General features: G+C 63.9%; 15 protein-coding genes. 3 read left to right on the forward strand and 12 right to left on the reverse strand.

The genetic code is table 11. The annotated features are described in order from the left end of the window. Positions 1–40: 40 nt before the first annotated feature. The 10 genes from MKCMC460_RS23455 to MKCMC460_RS23500 all read right to left on the reverse strand — a co-directional run bounded on the left by MKCMC460_RS23455 (position 41) and on the right by MKCMC460_RS23500 (position 11,734). Complete coding sequence (locus MKCMC460_RS23455; protein ID WP_238304900.1) at positions 41–1,345, reverse strand: hypothetical protein; 1,305 nt, start codon at positions 1,343–1,345, stop codon at positions 41–43. Then, positions 1,342–2,007 (reverse strand): Mce protein, encoded by a 666-nt coding sequence (locus tag MKCMC460_RS23460; RefSeq protein WP_238304902.1) that lies wholly within the window; start codon positions 2,005–2,007, stop codon positions 1,342–1,344. The genes MKCMC460_RS23455 and MKCMC460_RS23460 overlap by 4 nt, the downstream gene beginning before the upstream one ends. A gap of 131 nt (positions 2,008–2,138) precedes the next feature. Then, on the reverse strand, positions 2,139–3,644 hold the full coding sequence (locus tag MKCMC460_RS23465; protein ID WP_238304903.1) for an MCE family protein: 1,506 nt from the start codon (positions 3,642–3,644) through the stop codon (positions 2,139–2,141). A gap of 1 nt (position 3,645) precedes the next feature. After that, positions 3,646–4,794: an MCE family protein gene (locus MKCMC460_RS23470; RefSeq protein WP_236977442.1), complete on the reverse strand. Its 1,149-nt coding sequence runs from the start codon at positions 4,792–4,794 to the stop codon at positions 3,646–3,648. Then, positions 4,794–6,197, reverse strand: a complete 1,404-nt coding sequence (locus MKCMC460_RS23475) for an MCE family protein (protein ID WP_238304904.1) — start codon at positions 6,195–6,197, stop codon at positions 4,794–4,796. Before MKCMC460_RS23475 ends, MKCMC460_RS23470 begins: the two co-directional genes overlap by 1 nt. Next, entirely contained in the window at positions 6,194–7,609 is a 1,416-nt protein-coding gene (locus tag MKCMC460_RS23480; protein WP_238304905.1) for an MCE family protein, read from the reverse strand. Before MKCMC460_RS23480 ends, MKCMC460_RS23475 begins: the two co-directional genes overlap by 4 nt. Then, entirely contained in the window at positions 7,606–8,634 is a 1,029-nt protein-coding gene (locus tag MKCMC460_RS23485) for an MCE family protein (RefSeq protein WP_238304906.1), read from the reverse strand. Before MKCMC460_RS23485 ends, MKCMC460_RS23480 begins: the two co-directional genes overlap by 4 nt. A gap of 33 nt (positions 8,635–8,667) precedes the next feature. Then, positions 8,668–10,074, reverse strand: a complete 1,407-nt coding sequence (locus MKCMC460_RS23490) for an MCE family protein (RefSeq protein ID WP_238304907.1) — start codon at positions 10,072–10,074, stop codon at positions 8,668–8,670. Positions 10,075–10,079: 5 nt separating this feature from the next. Continuing rightward, positions 10,080–10,943, reverse strand: a complete 864-nt coding sequence (locus MKCMC460_RS23495) for an ABC transporter permease (RefSeq protein WP_236977444.1) — start codon at positions 10,941–10,943, stop codon at positions 10,080–10,082. Beyond that, positions 10,940–11,734, reverse strand: coding sequence for an ABC transporter permease (locus MKCMC460_RS23500; protein WP_236977446.1), 795 nt, complete (start codon positions 11,732–11,734; stop codon positions 10,940–10,942). The genes MKCMC460_RS23495 and MKCMC460_RS23500 overlap by 4 nt, the downstream gene beginning before the upstream one ends. A 727-nt stretch (positions 11,735–12,461) precedes the next feature. On the opposite strand from MKCMC460_RS23500, the gene MKCMC460_RS23505 reads away from it, so the two are divergent. Continuing rightward, positions 12,462–13,070: a DUF305 domain-containing protein gene (locus MKCMC460_RS23505; RefSeq protein WP_236977447.1), complete on the forward strand. Its 609-nt coding sequence runs from the start codon at positions 12,462–12,464 to the stop codon at positions 13,068–13,070. Between the two features lie 271 nt (positions 13,071–13,341). Further along, on the forward strand, positions 13,342–13,554 hold the full coding sequence (locus tag MKCMC460_RS23510; RefSeq protein ID WP_236977448.1) for a hypothetical protein: 213 nt from the start codon (positions 13,342–13,344) through the stop codon (positions 13,552–13,554). 60 nt (positions 13,555–13,614) lie between these two features. On the opposite strand, the gene MKCMC460_RS23515 is transcribed toward MKCMC460_RS23510, so the two are convergent. Next, complete coding sequence (locus MKCMC460_RS23515; protein ID WP_236977449.1) at positions 13,615–14,280, reverse strand: TetR/AcrR family transcriptional regulator; 666 nt, start codon at positions 14,278–14,280, stop codon at positions 13,615–13,617. A gap of 93 nt (positions 14,281–14,373) precedes the next feature. Further along, positions 14,374–15,153, reverse strand: a complete 780-nt coding sequence (locus MKCMC460_RS23520) for a hypothetical protein (protein ID WP_236977450.1) — start codon at positions 15,151–15,153, stop codon at positions 14,374–14,376. A gap of 616 nt (positions 15,154–15,769) precedes the next feature. Between MKCMC460_RS23520 and MKCMC460_RS23525 the strand changes: the two genes are divergently transcribed. Continuing rightward, complete coding sequence (locus MKCMC460_RS23525) at positions 15,770–17,587, forward strand: serine/threonine-protein kinase (RefSeq protein WP_238304908.1); 1,818 nt, start codon at positions 15,770–15,772, stop codon at positions 17,585–17,587. The last annotated feature ends 11 nt before the right edge of the window (positions 17,588–17,598 follow it).

Consider the following 17,598-nt stretch of genomic DNA (forward strand, 5'->3'; position numbering starts at 1 on the left):
CACGAACCGAAAACCGTGGTCGGTCAAGCCTCCTGGACTCCTAGACCGGGTCGAACCCCGAAAGCAGCCAGCGCCCGTCGATCTTGTCCAACGTCACCCGCACGCACGTCGTGGAGTCGGCGGGCGGATTCTTGTCGACGACGGCCGTCTGATTGACATAGAGCAGGACCACGGCGTGGTTGGGAGTCGCCGAAACCGAGGCCGCGGCGGGAACGGAGGCTGTGGTGGAGATGTGGCCCTGTTTCGCGCCAGGAATCACCACGTCGTTGATCAGCCGCGTGTAGGACTCCTTGAACCCACCGGTCATCCGATTCTTGGCGGACTCAAGATCCTTTTCCACGGACTCGGACTTATACGAAAGCAGGGCGATCGTGGATTCCTTTGCGGCCGCGACGGATTCGATACGCGCGAGCTGCGTCTGGCGCGTCGTGGAATCCTGCCACTTCAAAAAGCCGGCGCCGGCAGCCAGTAGCAGCGCGATAGCGGGAAGTAGTCCGTACACCACCACCCGGGACCAACTGATCCGGCGCCTGGCCTTGGCCGGCTTCGAGGCTTTGCCCTCGTCCTCATCGGCATCGGTCTCGGCGTCGGTCTCGGCATCGTCGGTGTCGTCGGCCTCGGACGTCGCGGCGTCGGCCTCCTCGGTGACCAGCGTCTCCTCGGTGACCTGGGTATCAGTCGAGTCCGCGGTTTTCACAAGCTCTTTCGCGTCGCCGTCGACCGACTCCTCGTCCGACCGCGCGGATTCGGTATCCGGCACTTCCTTCGTCACGCGAACGCGCGGTTGCAGACGGTGGCTCCTGCGCCGGGTTCTGCCGGTCTCCGGACTCGCGACGAGCCGATCACCCTCGCTCGAGGTGTTTGGTTCGGATGCCGTGGCGTCGCCGCACTCGTCGGATTCCGCGGCTTTGATCTCCTGGGTATCCGCCGAGCGCGCCGTCTCGATGGGTTCTTTCGAGTCGCCGCCGTCCGATTTCTCTTCCCGCGGGCCGGATTCGACGTCGGCGTCCCGCACCAGGCTGGTCACCCGGCCGACGCGCGGTTGCAGACTGTGGCTGCGGTGCCGGCCCGTAGTGGTGCCAGTACGCGTGAGTCGGCGCGGCTCCCTGGCCGGCCCCAGGCGTTTCTGCTTGCCACCCGGGTCGCCGGAGGTGGCCGTGCCGAGCTTCCCGGAGTCAGGTGCGGCGACCGTTCGAGTAGTGGTCTCGCCTGTGATCGACTCGGTGCTCTGCGCCTTCACCCTGTCTTGCTTGCTATCACTGCCTGGTCTAACCCCCACGGTGGCTGAGTCCCCTTCTGATCGATCGGATTTCGCGCCGGCATCGCCGGTGTGCGGCGTGGTCATGGAACGAAGGCGACGTTGGAGACCTTGGTATCGCCACCAGACTTCTCCACTGTGATGCGCATCCGCCACTGCCGGGGCGCCTGCTCTTCTGCGCCGAGGTTGGTGGTCTTGATGGACACGGCGACCAGCACCTGCGCCTTATCGCCGGACTCGGATTCCACACCCGCTTCGGTGATCGTTCCCACCGACTTGGACTGTGCCTTCTTGAGCACATCGATGAAAGGTTGCTTGCGCTTGGAGAATTGGTCGTAGAACTGACCGGTTGCCGAATCGAGAACCCGCTGAACGTCGCCCTCGGCGTGCTGCCAATCGATGGTCGTCAGGTTGAGGGCGCACTGCCGTCCGATCTGAAGGAACATCTGGCGCTGCGTTTCGGCCTGGTGCGACTCGTACGAGCGAAAACCCAGCCAGCCGACGGTGGCTGCCAGGGCGACGATGATGACCGTCCCGACCATCGCTGCCTGTCGCAGATGCGACCGCCTCACCGGAGCCGCGTCCTCGGAGACGTCGTCTTCGTCTTCGCTCTCGGCGTCTTCGCTTTCGGCGTCTTCGTTTTCGGCGTCTTCGTTGACCGCGGTTTCGTTGTCTGCGGACTCTTTGACTGCGGCGTCGTAGTCCTCGGCTACGGCGTCGCCGTCTTCGACCGCGGTGTCGTAGTCCACGATCTCGTCGGCAACGTCATCCGTTTGCTCAAGCTCCGCCGTCGGCGACTCGGTTTCCTTCGCAGTTGGGGAAGCGCCGTCGTCAGTTCGTTTCCGCTTCAGCGAAAATCGGGCTCTCCGCGGGGTTTTCGTTAGTTTCCGGTCGGGGGTGTCAGCATCTGCTGCCATGTCCGCTCCTTGCGCCCACCAGCCAACGTGGGCTGACTGTACCTTTGCCCGTCCGGCCCAACATACTCTCCGGTTGCCGGGTCATATTCTGCTGCCGCGATCGGCGACGGCGGCAGCGCCGCTGGTGAAGCCTGTTCCGGCGAAGCCGGCGGGCCCCCAGGGAATCCCGGTGGAATCGCTTCCCCCGGGTCAAACTGCGGCACGCCCTGTCCGGTGAGCGTCGCGTTCGGGTCGCCCTTCCAGTTGAAGCCATCGTTCAGCGGAATATAGGGCTCATTGCTTTCGCACTGTTTGACGGTCGCGGCCCGTTTGCCCGGCCGCGTCTCACACGGATAGTTGCGCGCACCACGCACCGCGTTGAAAGTCGAATCTTGCGGTATGCGGCAGTAAACCAGGCCCGGCGGACGTGGCGGGGTGTCCTCGAAAACAGCCGAGCGCTGTTGCTGGGTCGGAAAGAACCCGGTAGTACACGGCGGCGGCCAGTTGAGGTTCAGGTTGAAGCTCAGGCCTAGGCCCCGGTAGGGCCCCTTGAGGTCCTTGTCGGCCAGCTGTATCGCCTGAGAGTCGGCCACGATCTGCGGGAGCTCGGTCAACAGCGCTTCGACGTTATCGCGGTAGGTCAACGTGGCGTCGGCAACCGGGACGAGGTTGTTCACCGCATTCGGCAGCGACGGATCCAGCCTGCCAATGACATCACGCAGCGACGCGAACAGTGGACCCACGCCACGAACGGTGCCGCTGAATGCGCCGTCGTTCTGTTCCACCGCCTGCAGTTGCCGGGTGACGCTCGCCAGATGAGCAGCCCAACCCTGAATCGCGTCCGCGGACTCGCCCTGGCTGTCCAACAGCGGCTTCGACTGGTCTATCAAGGTCAGAATGGCGTCAAGATTCTGCCGCGCATCGGTCGCGAGTTTGGCGCCCCCGCCGAACAGCCGGGACAATTCCGGCCCGAGACCCCCTACCGCCGTGTAGGACTCGTCGACCACCGTTCGGAGGTTATCCCGGGGGATGGCATTCAGGCCACGATTCACCGCGCCCAACAGCGAATTGATGTTCGGTGGGACGCGGGTGCGCTCCGGGGGGATGATGTCGCCGTTCTTGAGCAGCGGCCCGTTGCCGTTGCGCGGAACCAGATCGACGTACTGCTCACCGATGGCCGAGGCGCTGTGCACATAGGCCGTGAGATCGGCGGGGATGTGGAACTCCGACCGCAGCGAAAGCACCGCCTCCACACCGGAATTGGTGAGTTGCACCTTGGATACTTTGCCGACTTCCACACCTCGGTAGGTGACGTTGCCGGCGCGGTACAACTCCCCTGCCCGCTCCAAGTGCACCTTTACCGTGTACCGCCCGATGCCGAGATACACAGCCGGCAACTGCGCGTAGTACAACCCGACCAGACCCGCGAAAACCGTTGCGATCAGCGCGAAGATCGCCAGTGTAATGAACGTTCGCCGATGTAGGCGCATATTACGGCCCTTGCTCGAATTGATAGGGCGCAACCAACGGGTTACGTGCGGTGTACGGGCTGGGCATCACTCCGAGCGTGCGGCCCCACTGCATCTCGAGTTCGGTCAGGTTGCCCTCCCACCGGGTGCCGGTGAAGAACGACGAGTCAAGTCGGCTGAGCGTCAGGTCGAAAACACCGGTCAAGTTGCCGTAATCGCCACGAATCCATTTGGCCAGCGGCGGTTTCGAGAACAGGGGGACGGTGATGTAGTCCAGCCCGCGGGTCAGCGCCAACCCGGCGTTGGCCAATGATTGCTCCACCGGACCCACGTCGCCGAGCTCTCTGATGAGGTTTTCCTTGACCTCGGCGACGGTGTCAGCGGCGTCACCAGCGGCTGGCCCGAACCGGGAAAGGGCGCCGGTGAGCTTCTCTTTCTCCTTGTTCAGGATCTCGATGGCGGCCGGGATGGTCTTGAGCGCCTTGTCCAAAACCGGTCTCTGGTCGGCGAATTGACCGACCAGGTTGTTGAAGCTCTCCAGCGCGGCGATGATATCCGCGGTTTGGTCGTTGAGGTAGAAGGTGAACTTGTCCAGCTGCCCGATCAGACTACGCACGTCATTTTCCCGGCCCGCAAATATCTTGCTGACCGACGAGGTGATGTCTTGGAGCTGACCCACACCGCCGCCGTTGAGCACCAGCGACAAAGCGCCCAGCGACTGCTCGGTGGACGGGTAGGCACCCGCCGACGACAGCGGTATCACCGAGCCGTCATGCAGCTTGCCCTTGGCCGGCACACCCGCCGGAGTCGCCAACTGGATGTGCAACGTCCCCAGCAGACTCGTCTGGCCAATGGTGGCGGTCGCGTTGCCAGGTAGCTCCACGTTGGGATCGATTGTCATGGTGACCAGCGCATGCCAGCCCTGGCGCTCGACTCTGGCGACGTTGCCGATCAGCACGTCGTTGAACTGGACGCGGGAATTCTCCTTGAGGTTCTGCACATCGGGCATCTGCGCCTGGATGGTGTAATGCCCTGCGCCAACACCGGCCCGACCCGGCAGCGGCAGCGAGTTCGCACCCCGGAAGTCCCGCAGCGCACCGCATCCCGAAACGGCCACCGCCAGCGCGAGGACGAGCAGCACGCCCACGGGGCGCGCGTAACTTTGCCGCATCAATGTCCACCCCCGAGGCCGTCGACGTTGTCCAAGCTGCCCGGCAGCATCATCGAGCGCAATCCCGTCGCCGGATCGACCGGCAGCGGAGTTGGCGGTTTGGCCGGCACGTATGGAGCGTTGGTGTTGATCATCCCGTTGCCGAAGTAGTTGAAAATCTCGTTGGCCGGCGGCAGCGGCCCGTTGGGCGGCGGCGGCACCGTGCGGAAGGCCTCGGTGGGCGGCGGGCCGGGCGGCGGGATGTAGTCCGGCCGCAGCCAGTCCTCGCTGTAGGTGACTTCGTTGGGACGCGCCGATTGGCCGACGAACGGGTTGAATCCGAGCGGGAAGAAGTTGATCTGACGGTTCTTGATGATCGGCGCCAGATACTGCACGCACAGCTTGGCTGACTGTTCCGCGCCCAACCGCGACGCCGCCTGTACTGCCGAACATATGAACTGAACCGTGTTCGAGAAGTTTTGCAGCGCAAGCGCTCCGGTGAAGGCGCCCTGCGAGGGCTGATAGATGTTCAGCACGTTCTGGAACACGTGGGGTCCCACATGCAGAGCCTGCTTGACGTCGTCGAGGCTCTGGTCTATGGCCGTCGTCAACGTGACGAGTTGATCCGCGGTGACACCCAGCGTCTCGCGATTGTCATCGAGAAATTTCTTGCTCTTGTCCAGAATTTCGTTCAGAGAGGTGGCCCAGTTCCCCACCTCGTTGGGATCGTTACTCAACAAACCCGTTACCGCGGAAAGGTTTTGATTCAGCTGGCGTAGCAGGCCGCCGCTGTCATGCAGCGCCGAAACCAGAGCCGCGAGGTTCTTGAACGTCCCATACAAGTCGCCACTATGGTCGGCCAGCGCCGAAACCGCTTGGGACAGTTTGACAATCGCTACTCGGATGTCTGCTCCCTGGCCGCGGAGGTTGGCGGCCGCGGTGTTGACGAACGCCCCCAAGGTGCTGATTCCGCCGGGCTGGGTTGGTTGCAGAACATCGGTGAGCTTCTCCAGCTGTGCGCGAAGGTCGTCCCACTCGACCGGTACTGCGGTTCGGCTCAGCGGCATGACCGTGCCGTTGGCCAGCGCCGGCCCCCCGGTGTAGACGGGGGTGAGTTGCAGGGCACGGACCGTGACCAACGAGGGGGACAGAATCACCGCTCTGGCGTTGGCAGGCACCTTGTATTTGTTGTCGTACCAGAACGAGATCTTGACGCGATCAGGTTGCGGTTCGATTTTTTCGATCCGGCCGACGGCCACACCGAGAATCATCACATCGTCGCCGACGTAGATACCGTTGGCATTGTCGAAGTAGCCGACGATGTTCGTGCGGCCACTGGACGGTCGTATCAGCGTCACCACCCCGCCGACCAGTGCCAGCAGCAACACCGCGGCCAGAATTATCCGTGATTTGCCGGAGTTCACTGTTGTCCCCCCTGCGCAGGTGCCGGACCCGGCCGCGGACCCGCAGATTCCGTTGGAGCGACCACCGTCGGTGGTCCCGGCGGTATCTGCCCGGGCGCCTGCATCTGGACCGGCCCCGAGGACGCATTGCCAGGCCCGGGACCGAGGGCAGGCGGACCCGGTGGCGGACCGCCCGGCGGCGGCGCCGGCGGCTCCGGCCGCAGCGGGTAGCAGCCGACACCGTTGATCGGGCCGCACGGGTGATCGCCGGGATTGCCGGTGATGGCGTCGGGAATGCTCAGCCGCGGATCGCCACCCTGGCCGGTCCGCGGGTAGGGCATCGGCAGCGGTGGCGTGGCCGGCTGACCGGTCTGCGGATCGGAGAGCTGGGACGGCAGCAGGGTCGCCGGATCCATTCCGAGGTCGGAGAAGGCGGCATCGATGAACGGCTGAACGTACTGTCCGGGAAGCAAATTCACGATGTAGGCCTTGAAGAACGGACCCGAGGCCACCGCTTCACCCAGCGCGAGCGCGAAGCTGTCCAGCCCTTTGATCGCTTCCTGAATCCGCTCTTTGCGGTTGTTGAGCAGCTCGATAACCCCGTTGAGCTTCTCGAGCGCCGGCCGCAACGTTGCGTGGTTGTCGTCGACGATCGGCCCAAGCGCCTGGGCTATCGCGGCGTTGTCGACCAAAATCTTGTCCACATAACGACTTTCGGCCTTCAGCTTGACCAACAGGGTGTTGGTGTCGCCGACCAGGTTGACGATCTCGTCGCTACGCTTGGCCAAAACCTCGGTTACCTTGGCGGCGTTGCCCAGCAGGCTGCGCAGCTCCTTGTCTCGCGCATTCAGCGATTCGGCGAACCGCGCCACACCCTGCGCAGCGGCCTTCACCTGAGGCGGAGTACCGCTGAACTCGTTGGCCAACACCGAGAGCGCGTCGGAGAGCTTGTTGGTGTCCAAGTTGGCCACCGTTGTCGAAAGATCACCCAGTACATCGGGCAACTGATACGCCGGAGTGGTCCGCTCCAGCGGAATCGGAGCCCTGAGCCGACCTTCACCGCGCGGGGTCAGCTCGATGAGCTTGCTGCCCAGCAGTGTCTTCAACTTGATCGCAGCCTCGGTGCGGTCACCGAGTCGCACCGAGTTTGGAACGCGGAATTTGATCAGTACCTTGGGTCCGTCCAAGTCGACCGAAGACACCCGTCCGACGCGAGCGCCCGATACCTCGACGACACTGTTCGTCTCCACGCCGCCCGCTTCGGCGAAGTACGCGGAGTACTCCGTCTCGTCTTTGAGGAACGTCAACTTGTCGTAGTTGAGCGCGGCGAACGAAATGACCAACAGTACGACGATGCCGACCAACGCAACGCGATACGGGTTGCGTTCGGAGAACTGCTTCCCTTCGTAAAGGCGTTTGAGCGGGTTTTTCATTTCGGGGTGCACCTCCCCGAGCGCTGGCTGGCCAGCGTTATATAGGTCGGCTGCCCGTTCTTGCCGTTCACCTTGAGGATCAGGTCGCAAAGATAAAAGGTGAAGAAGTCCCCGTAGAGCCCCTCCCTGCCGATGATCCGGTAGTCGTCGGGCAGGGTGTTGATCAAATTGTCGACGAAGTCCTTGTCGGCCATGATGGTTCCGGCGACGCGGTCGGTCTGATCGACGACCTTCTTCAGTGGCACGCGCGCCCGCTTGAGCACCTCGGCGCCCACCGCGAACAGCCGGTCTATGCCCTTGAATGCGCTGGCGACCTCGTCCCCGTGGGTCCGCAACGTCACCATCAGTGCCGACAGCGAGTCGATCGTCTTGGCCAGCTGACCGCTCTGGTCGCCGACCGAAGCCAATGTGGTGTTGAGGTTGGTGATGAGCTGTCCGATCAACTGATCCCGGTCAGCCAGGGTGTTGGTCACCGCGGCGGCCTGGCCCAGCACCGACTCGACCGTCGGGCCCTGACCCTGCAGCGCCTGGATCAGCTGCCCGCTGAGCGCGTTGATCTGATCGGGGTTCAACGACCGAAAGACCGGACGCAAGCCGCCGATCAGTGCGTCCAGATCGAGCGCCGGCTCGGTCTGGCTGATCGGAATGGTCGAACCTGGACCCAGCTTCTTGACCGAGCCCGCGCCTTCTTGTAATGCGATGTATCTACCACCGAAGAGGTCGTCGTAGCGCACGAGGGCCCGGCTGCCTTCGGTGAGCACCACCGAATCGTCGGCGGTGAATTCCACTCGCACAGTGGAATCGGGCTGGACGACAACTTTCTTGACCTTGCCCACCTCGACGCCCGCGATGCGGACGAAATTGTTCTCCCGCAGCCCCGATACGTTTGCGAATATCGCGTTGTAATTGGTGGTCTTCTGGAAGCGGGCCTGGCCAAACACGGCGAACAGCAGCGCAATACCCGACATACACACGATCGCGTAGATGGCAAAGCGCAACAAAGTGCTGCGGAAGTTCTCGCGCAATGTCTGCCTTTCGTGGTCGCTGGTGGAATCGCTCTAGCGGGGCTTGGGCGGAGTTCCCGGGAAGGGCGGAACGAATGGTTCCGATCCCGCCGGCGGGTTGCCCATGCCGGGGTCCTTGGGCCGGCCGGGCGGCGGCGCGGGCGGCAGGTTGGGATACAGCGGCGTCCCGTCCGGGGCGTATCGCTGCGCACCGTACGGCGGTGCGCCCGGGTACGGCACCGGACCCGGCGCCGGGCCGCCTTCGTCCTTCAAGGTCGGCGGCAGCGGTGTGCCGCGGGTGTACGGCCCGTAGTTGGCGTAGCCGGGGAACCCGACGCCAGGGTTGGGCCGCACATCCAGCCCGCTGCCGAATCCGGAGTCAGTGATCAGGTAGCGCTGCGGGAAGTTCTTCTCCACGTCGGGCAGCGAGCCACAGCTCGGCGTCCCGCCGGGACCGCCCTTGATGTCAAGTTTCGGCAGATTGTCCGGGTAACGATAGGTGTCGTCCCCGAACAGCAGCCCCGCGTCGGCGATGAACGATCGTCCGTTGAAGGTGAAGGCGTCCGCGTAGCCCCGATCCATGAGAAGCTTCGCGCCGAGGAACGTGCAGGTGTATTCGGGGTTGTACTTGTACAGCAACCGGGTCAAGGGCTCCAGCGTGTTGACCAGATGCACGATGTTGGCCTTGTTTATGCCGAAGAGTTGTTCACCAGTCGTACCCAGCCCGGTAAGCGAGACAAGCGCGTAGTCGAGGTCCTTTTCTTGCCTGATGATCACCGAGCTGTCCGCGGTCCCGGCATCCAGCACGTTGACCAGGTTCTGCGCCGCGCCACCGTAGGCGTCGCTGAATCCCTTGAACGCGCGCCAATCTGACCGGATGAGCTCGCTGCGGGGATTGACGGCCATCAGCACCTGGTTGAAGTCGGTGATGGACTGCCCGATGGCCTCGCCCTTGCCGCGCAACCCTTCGGCCAGTGCCGCGATTATCGCGTTGAGTTTGGCCGGGTCGATCTGGTTCAACACGCCGACCAGATCCTTGAGGACCGTGTTGGCTTCGATACTCACCTTATTCGTACGCAACACCGCCCCCGACGCCAGGCGCTTTTGACTCGGGTCGCGCGGGGCCACCAAGTCGACGTACTTGGCTCCGAACGCAGTAGGCGAGCTGATCTGGACGTCGACATTGGCCGGGATGTATTGCAGCTGGTCGGGCCTGATCTCCAAGTGCAGAGTCGCTCCGTCTTTCGGTTGGATCGACGCGACCCGCCCGACCTCGACGCCGCGGTACTTCACGACGGAGTTGGCATCCATGACCAGACCGGCCCGGTCCGAAACGAGCGTCACGTTTGCGTAGGAGATGAAATCGCGGTTGAAGCCGATGATGACAAGCGGGATAGAAACCAAGACCCCGATCACGGGGATCAAGGCCAGCCAGCGGGGGTTCACCCTCTTCTGATTCATCGCGGTTATCCCGACAGGTGGAAGTCGCCCGACTTCCCGTAGAGGAGCAGGGACAAGACGAAGGTGAGCGTGATGGAGACGACGATGGACGCACGCACCGCCCGTCCGACCGCCTCGCCGACGCCGGCGGGCCCGCCCGACGCGGTGTAGCCGTAGTAGGTGTGGATCAACATCACGATGACCGCCTGCACGGTGCATTCGAACAACGACACCAGCACGTCGCGCGGCAGCAGGAACGTGTAGAAGTAGTGGTCAAAACCGCCGGCGCCCTGGTGGTAGGCCAGGGTGACGACCGTCCGCGTGGTGAATACCGACCCGACGAACGTCACGCAGAACAACGGCGGCACCACCATCAGACCACCCAGCACCCGGGTGGACACCAGGTACGGGATGGAGCGGATGCCGATGACCTCCAGCGCGTCGATCTCCTCGCTGATCCGCATCGCGCCGAGTTGCGCGGTTGCACCGGCACCGATGGTGGCTGCCAGACCGTTGGCCACGATGAGCGGAAGCTGTAGGCGCACGTTGGCATAGGCGGAGAAGAACCCGGCGATCGCGCCGACGCCGAGGCTGCTCGCCTGGACATAGCCGAAGATGCCGATGATGGCCGCGGCGCTGCCGGTCAGGACCGCCAGGATCACCACCTCGCCGCCGACCAGTGCCAGGGCGCCGACACCCAGGCCCATCTCGGCCAGCACCCGCAACGTTTCCGAGTGATATTTGACGATTGCGTCGCGCATCGAGGCGAACGCCTTGATATAAAAGGCCGTCTGCTCCCCGAGGCGATCCCAGTGCGCCACCACATTGCGCGCCGACCGCGCCAGCCGCGGAAAGCGGGCCCTGACCACCGTCACCGTCTCGCTGCTCATGTCGCCAACGTCGCTGTCGCGGTCAGGACGCTGATGATGATGTTGACGATCAGCAGCGCCATGAAGGTGTACACCACGGTCTCGTTGACCGCATTGCCTACCCCCTGGGGGCCACCGCCTGCGGTGATGCCCTTATAACAGGCAATCAATCCGGCGAGCATTCCGAACACGGATGCTTTGATGAAGCTGACCAGCACCACCGTCGCGTTGGTCAACAACGTCAAACTCGAAGCGAAAGCGCCGGGATTGCCGTTCAGCGCGAAGACCGAAAAGAGGTAATCGGCGCAGAGGCCGGCAATGATCACCACGCCGTTGATCAGATTCCCGGTGATGAGCAACGCAGTCACCCTCGGCACCACCAGGCGGTGGATCGGGTCGATGCCCAACACCCTCATGGCGTCGAGTTCCTCCCGGATGGTGCGTGCCCCCAAGTCGGCACACATTGCCGTGGCGGCAGCACCGCTGAGCACGAAAACGGTGGTTACCGGCCCGATCTGGGAGACCGTCGCCAGCCCCGATGCCGCGCCCGTGGTGTCACCGGCTCCGAATGACGTCGCCGCCACCCCGAAGAGGAAGACGACCATACCGTTGAAAGTCACCGATTGTGCGAAGGCCGGCAAGGTCGCGACCCGAGCGATGAACCAGCATTGTTCGATGATCTCGCGCCAGAAGAACGGCGGACGCAACGCTTGAATGAACGTGTCCAACGCCAGCGCGATAAAACCGCCGATCTCCCGCATCGGCTTTTGCAGCGGTTTGGTCAGCCCGACCAGAGGAGTAGTGGAAACCATCAACGACTCCTGTTAGTCCACTCGGCGCCGACCGCGATGGTGGCACCCGGACCGGTCAAGTTGGAAGTGAGGGCTCCTGGGATGGCGGCCGCACGCACCCGACCGGCTCCGGTCGGGTGTGGATAGGCACCTGGCGCGATGTCAACCACCCCCATTTGTATCCATCCCCCTCGGGCGGTGAGTTCGGCTTCCAGATGATGCGACTCGGACCACATTCTAAATCCGATGTGCGCGGAACCACATTATGCAGCAACCAGTCTCAAGTCAACACTTTTCTGTCCTTGCCGTCTCAAAACCCCTACGGACCGGCCTTGCCAACACCAGGATCAACCCGACTTGCGCTGGCATGCTTCAGGTTTCGGGCGGGCTTGGCCAGATTTTCGGCTCCGGGCGCGCGATACCAAATACAGTGTTGCTGTACCAATATTTCACCGAGATTAAAGACTGCGACGGCGCCCGGACACCCGCCGACGCGGCGCCAGTAAGCCCGTCCTAGCTGGTCGCAGCCGGTAGACCGAGCGGTTCGCGGGCGACGAAGTTTAGCGACGCTATACCAACCAGAGCCCGTGTCGGAAAAGCGATCTCGCGGCACGCAGCACACACCGGCGCCTGCTGGCACGCAACCTGGCGACGAAACGATAACGGCGCTCGCACGTGTCACAGCCGCCGACCGTATCGCGCGCACCGCGACGAAGAGGGATACCGAAACGTCCTCTACGCTGACGGCGTGCCGCCCCTTTCCGCCCGCATCGCAATCACCGTGACGGCCTGTTGCCTCGCGATGTCGCCGGCAGCATGCAACAGCTCGCATTCCGGCGACCACGCGCATTCCTCCCGCAGCGACGACAAGCCGGTGATAACCGGTGAACCCGCCGCGTACAACGCCGCCGACATCGCGTTCGCGCACAACGCAACCGCGCGTGAGGAACAAGCAATCAGCATGTCACGCCTCGTCCCGGAGCATTCCAACAACTCGGACGTCATTGCGTTCGCCGCGAAGACCGAGTCGGCTCTCCAACTGGACACGCAGGTCTTGAAAGCACTGCGAGCCCAGTGGAAGGAAAGCCAGGACAACCAGACAGGCTCCAGCGCTGCCCCCGCCACACCCGCCGATCCGAGCGCCAACCCCACCGTCGCAAAGCTTGATTCGCTGCACGGGTCCGACTTCGACACACTCTGGCTGAAGTCGATGATCGAACTCTTCCAGGGAACGATCGACCTCGCCAATGCCGAGGTCACCGGCGGAAAAAACGTCGACGCGGTGAGTCTGGCCAGACAAATTGTCACCGCACGGCAGGCCGACGTCGGACAAATGCGGCAGCTTCTCGCCGGCTGACCGGCTGCGGTGTTCGCGCTTCGCGCCAAGCGACGGGCGCCAGCGAACCGAATCCCGCCGGCCGCGGCGTCGCCTGGCTCGTTTCGTGCCACGCACGCCCTTGGCGCCGGATCGACGCCGGTCTGCGCACCACTCCCCCACGCAGCCCTGGCTTCAGGACACTGAAGATCGCGCAGTGCGAGCCGGCCGCAGCTCGCCTTCGGCGGCCCGGTCGTTGGCGTACCAGATCCAGATCGCCGGGGGCGCCGTAATTGGATTACATTGACCGTCAATGCTTTTCGTCGCGTCCGGCGACGGCGGCGAATTCATGCGGCAACGAGGCTTTGGCCGCACGATCGGCCGGTACCGCACTATCCCTTCGGCGGCGACGATAACTCTATTCGGCCGCATTCAAAAGTATTGCACAACAATCGATTTCGAATCGTCATACATTCCGTCCGGCGGGAAACCGAATTCGCGGCCGGTTGAAATGCACAACCCATGAGAATACGAAATGTGTTGCGGTAAGGACTATCTAAGCATCACGACGACCCGGGACTACGGCTCACTGAGCCACCACCGGCGCGACACCCTCGGGGTAGGCACCGTAGATCGTGAGACGAGCCATCTCCTCAAGGAAAGCTTCGGCACTCGGGCTCGGGCGGGTCGCACCCTCGAACATCCAGTCCCCGAACACCGCGAGCGAGAAGACCATCCCGAAGATCACCCGGGTCACCACCGCCGGTTCGAAGGGACGGAAGCCGCGCTGACTGATCTCCTGCTCGATGACCGCCTCGAACTCTTCGAGAAGCGCACCTAGTTGAGGGGCCACCTCGGTGTCCGCACTCAGTGGCCCGCCGACCGCCCGCGCCGCGATCATCTCGTGGATGAGCCGTCGGTTGGCCGACAACACATCGTAGACACCGCGATAGAAGTCGTAGGTCTCCACATAGGCACTTTTCATGCCGCGGGGCCGCCGGCCCCAGTCGGCGATGTATTCGGATACGAAGGTGTTGAACGGGGCCAGTACGGCCTCCTGGAAAAGCTTCGACTTGGATCCGAAGTGCCGGAAAATCATCGGTTCCGTCACCGAGGCCGCACGCGCGATTTCTCGCGTGCTGGTCCCGGCGTAACCGCGCTCCGCGAACAAGGCGCGAGCCGACTCCAGCAGCAAGCGCTTGCCCTCGCCGCGCGTTACTGACTGGCCGTTGGCCGTTGACTTGCTGGACACACCATTATTCTGCATCGACCGCCACTCGCGGACGCGCGATTCCGCGCAGTGGCGCGGAATCGCTTTCGCGACTCTTAGACGACGTTGTCCCGGCTACGCGAAGAAGTTCTCGCTCGGGTCGTCCTGCTGTGCCCGGATGGCCCGGAAGCACAGATTGCTCTGGATGATGATCCAAATGGTGAACAGCACGAAGGGTGACCAGAACACCAGGAGCCCATTCCAGGCGAACGGCCCGGTACGGGGCAGGAAGGCGAACGCCCCGGCCTCGAACATGAACGTGATCCAGAGCGAACCGTAGGCCCACCACCGAGGGAACGGGTTGTTCTTGACCAGCTGGGTAGCCGGACGCAGGGCGATCACCGACACCGCCACCCACGCGAAGATGTAGGCCTGGTCGGTCGTGGTCATCGTCAGCGACGCCAGCTCGTGCATGAGTGTCGTCACCTCATTGTTCTTCCGCGGTGCGGTGTAGGCGGCCACTCCCCAGAACATCGGTGGCAACGCCAGGTAGATCGACATCAAAGTGCCACTTGCCAGGGTGAGCGCACTCCAGACTTTCCAGCGCCCCGGTTCTACCCGGGCCATCTGCGCGGCGAACACGGCCCAGATCGGCATCATGAAACAGCCGGTCCAACTGCAGATGACCGCGCCCCACTTGATCTTGGTCCGGTTGTCCACGTACCACTGGGCCACCTGTTCCGGTGACCACTGCGGGTTCTTCAGGGGGACCTGCTGCAACAAGAACAGGAAAGCGAGGCCGTAGACGATGGCGAGAACGACGCCCCACCACAGGACGGCACGCTGACTCGCCAGGGAGAAGTGGCCGCGATTGTCGACAGTGCTGTGCGGCGGCGATGTCGTGGATGACGTCATGAACTGCCCTCTCAAAGATGCGATCGGTCGTACTCGGTAGGTCGTGTCACACGCCGCGGCAAAGTTTCACGACTACGACATGTACCGAAGTATGATAACGATCGTTCGCATAGGTTCGTCAATAGCTGAACCGGCGCCGCACTGAACGACAGCAACGTGCCGCACCCCGGACCGGCATCGGTCTCGTTCTACTCTGATCGCGCCCGTCACCGCGCGGGAAAATCGACGCTGGTCCGGTTTCGGCAGGGCAGTCAGCCTGCCGCGAAGACCGATCGTTGACATCCGCGCGGTCCCGCCGCGTGCCACCTCGCTTCGAACACCCGGGGACAGAGCCCTGTCACCGGCAGGACGCCCGCGTCGCAGGGCAATCCTCCTCCTTGCCAACCGAATTCGAGCTCCGCGTGCCGATGACGGTGCCGTACATCCGTTTGCTAACCGCCGGCCGGATCCTTTGGCAGGGGGCCTTGCGTTGCCCGTAAGATCTGTTTGCGCTGTCGCATAGCGGGCAGAATGCCGGTCTCCACCTCGCCATGGCATTACGTGCAGTTTTCTCGGCCTGCTATTCCTGGGATCTTGATAGTGTCGGCGGCACCGGGTTGATTTGGAAGGATCAGCGATGAGCGACACGCAGGGCTCACGGGTGGGCTCGATGTTCGGGCCCTACCACCTCAAACGGTTGCTGGGTCGCGGGGGGATGGGCGAGGTCTACGAGGCCGAGCACACCGTCAAAGAGTGGACGGTGGCGGTCAAGCTGATGACGGCCGAATTCAGCAAGGACCCCGTCTTCCGCGAACGCATGAAGCGCGAGGCCCGCATCGCCGGGCGCCTGATGGAACCCCACGTGGTGCCCATCCACGACTACGGCGAAATCGACGGCCAGATGTACCTCGAGATGCGGATGATCGAGGGCACCGACCTCGACACCGTCCTCAAGCGGTACGGCCCGCTGACCCCGCCGCGCGCGGTGGCCATCATCACCCAGATCGCCTCGGCCCTGGACGCCGCCCACGCCGCCGGCGTGATGCACCGCGACGTCAAACCGCCCAACATCCTCATCACCGGCGACGACTTCGCGTACCTGGTGGACTTCGGCATCGCCAGCGCCACCACCGACGAGAAGCTCACCCAATTGGGCACGGCGGTGGGCACCTGGAAATACATGGCGCCGGAACGCTTTTCCAATGACGAGGTCACTTATCGCGCCGACATCTACGCATTGGCCTGCGTGCTCTACGAATGCCTGACCGGCACCCCGCCGTACCGCGCCGACAGCGCCACCACGCTGGTCACCGCGCACCTGATGGACCCCGTCCCACAGGTGAGCACCGCACGTGCGGGCATCCCGAAAGCCTTCGACGCGGTCATCGCACGGGGTATGGCCAAAAAGCCCGAGGATCGCTACGCCAGCGCCGGCGACTTCGCCCGCGCCGCCCACGAGGCGCTCAGTACCCCCGACCAGGACCACGCCGAAAACATCCTGCGCAAGAGTCGGGAGTCGAACGTGCCGAGCACCGCGGCGCTGTCCGGGCCACCGGGAGCCCCTGCCGGCCCCCCGCCACCGGCCGCCCCGCCGCAGTATTCTCCGCCGCCTTCCTATGGCGCCCCGCCCGGTTCGGGTCCGGTCCCGCAGCAGGCACCGCCCAGCGGGCCGGCCTGGACGCCGGGCAGTGGACCCGTGCCCGCACCGAGCGGCCCGGCATCGGCGCCGCAATACCTCGGCAGCAGTGGCTGGGGCGGCACACCGACCCAGCCGCCACCGCCGCCGAGCGGACCGAACCCCTGGGACCAGGGCAACCAGCCGGCCAAGAAGCGCAGCCCGTGGCCGATAGTGGCTGCGGCAGCGGCGGTGGTCGTGGTCCTGGTCCTCGTTGGTGTGGTGATCGTGATGGCTACCGGGTCCGACGACAAGACAGACGCAAGCGGCACCACCACGTCGGTCACCACCAGCACGAGCAAGCCGTCCGTCACGACCAGGACGCCGCCGTCGACGACCCCGGGCGGCGACCCGGCCAGCAAACTGCTCTCGATGCTGCCGTCCGGCTACGCGCCCGGGGTCTGCAACACGACGACGCCGAAGCCGAACACAGTGTGGAGCGGAACCCAGGCGATGATCACCTGCGGACAGAACACCAACCCAGGTGGGCCGAGCCACGCGATCTACGGGCTGTTCCCCAACCTGAACGCGCTCAAGCAGTCGTTCACCGACGACATCAACGCGGTGCAATTGACGAACTGCCCCGGCGAGGGAGCGTCGCCGGGCGGCTGGCATTACGACCGCGACCCGAACGTCACTGCCGGCCAGATCGCTTGCGGCACATACAAAAACCATCCCAACGTGATCTGGAGCACCGAGGGCAAGCTGATGCTCAGCGACGTGTTCGGCGATCCCGCCACCCTCGAGGAACTGCACACCTGGTGGACCAAATACGGCTGATCGACCGGTCC

It is taken from the genome of Mycobacterium sp. 20KCMC460 (assembly GCF_022179425.1).
GTDB classification, from domain to species: domain Bacteria; phylum Actinomycetota; class Actinomycetes; order Mycobacteriales; family Mycobacteriaceae; genus Mycobacterium; species Mycobacterium kiyosense.

What these genes read in the sequence shown, in the direction of transcription:
- MKCMC460_RS23470 (WP_236977442.1), bottom strand. Translation starts at nt 4,794, where the DNA reads ATGCGGCAAAGTTACGCGCGCCCCGTGGGCGTGCTGCTCGTCCTCGCG.
- MKCMC460_RS23500 (WP_236977446.1), bottom strand. Translation starts at nt 11,734, where the DNA reads ATGGTTTCCACTACTCCTCTGGTCGGGCTGACCAAACCGCTGCAAAAG.
- MKCMC460_RS23510 (WP_236977448.1), top strand. Translation starts at nt 13,342, where the DNA reads ATGCTTTTCGTCGCGTCCGGCGACGGCGGCGAATTCATGCGGCAACGA.
- MKCMC460_RS23520 (WP_236977450.1), bottom strand. Translation starts at nt 15,153, where the DNA reads ATGACGTCATCCACGACATCGCCGCCGCACAGCACTGTCGACAATCGC.
- MKCMC460_RS23465 (WP_238304903.1), bottom strand. Translation starts at nt 3,644, where the DNA reads ATGCGCCTACATCGGCGAACGTTCATTACACTGGCGATCTTCGCGCTG.
- MKCMC460_RS23495 (WP_236977444.1), bottom strand. Translation starts at nt 10,943, where the DNA reads ATGAGCAGCGAGACGGTGACGGTGGTCAGGGCCCGCTTTCCGCGGCTG.
- MKCMC460_RS23455 (WP_238304900.1), bottom strand. Translation starts at nt 1,345, where the DNA reads ATGACCACGCCGCACACCGGCGATGCCGGCGCGAAATCCGATCGATCA.
- MKCMC460_RS23480 (WP_238304905.1), bottom strand. Translation starts at nt 7,609, where the DNA reads ATGAAAAACCCGCTCAAACGCCTTTACGAAGGGAAGCAGTTCTCCGAA.
- MKCMC460_RS23525 (WP_238304908.1), top strand. Translation starts at nt 15,770, where the DNA reads ATGAGCGACACGCAGGGCTCACGGGTGGGCTCGATGTTCGGGCCCTAC.
- MKCMC460_RS23490 (WP_238304907.1), bottom strand. Translation starts at nt 10,074, where the DNA reads ATGAATCAGAAGAGGGTGAACCCCCGCTGGCTGGCCTTGATCCCCGTG.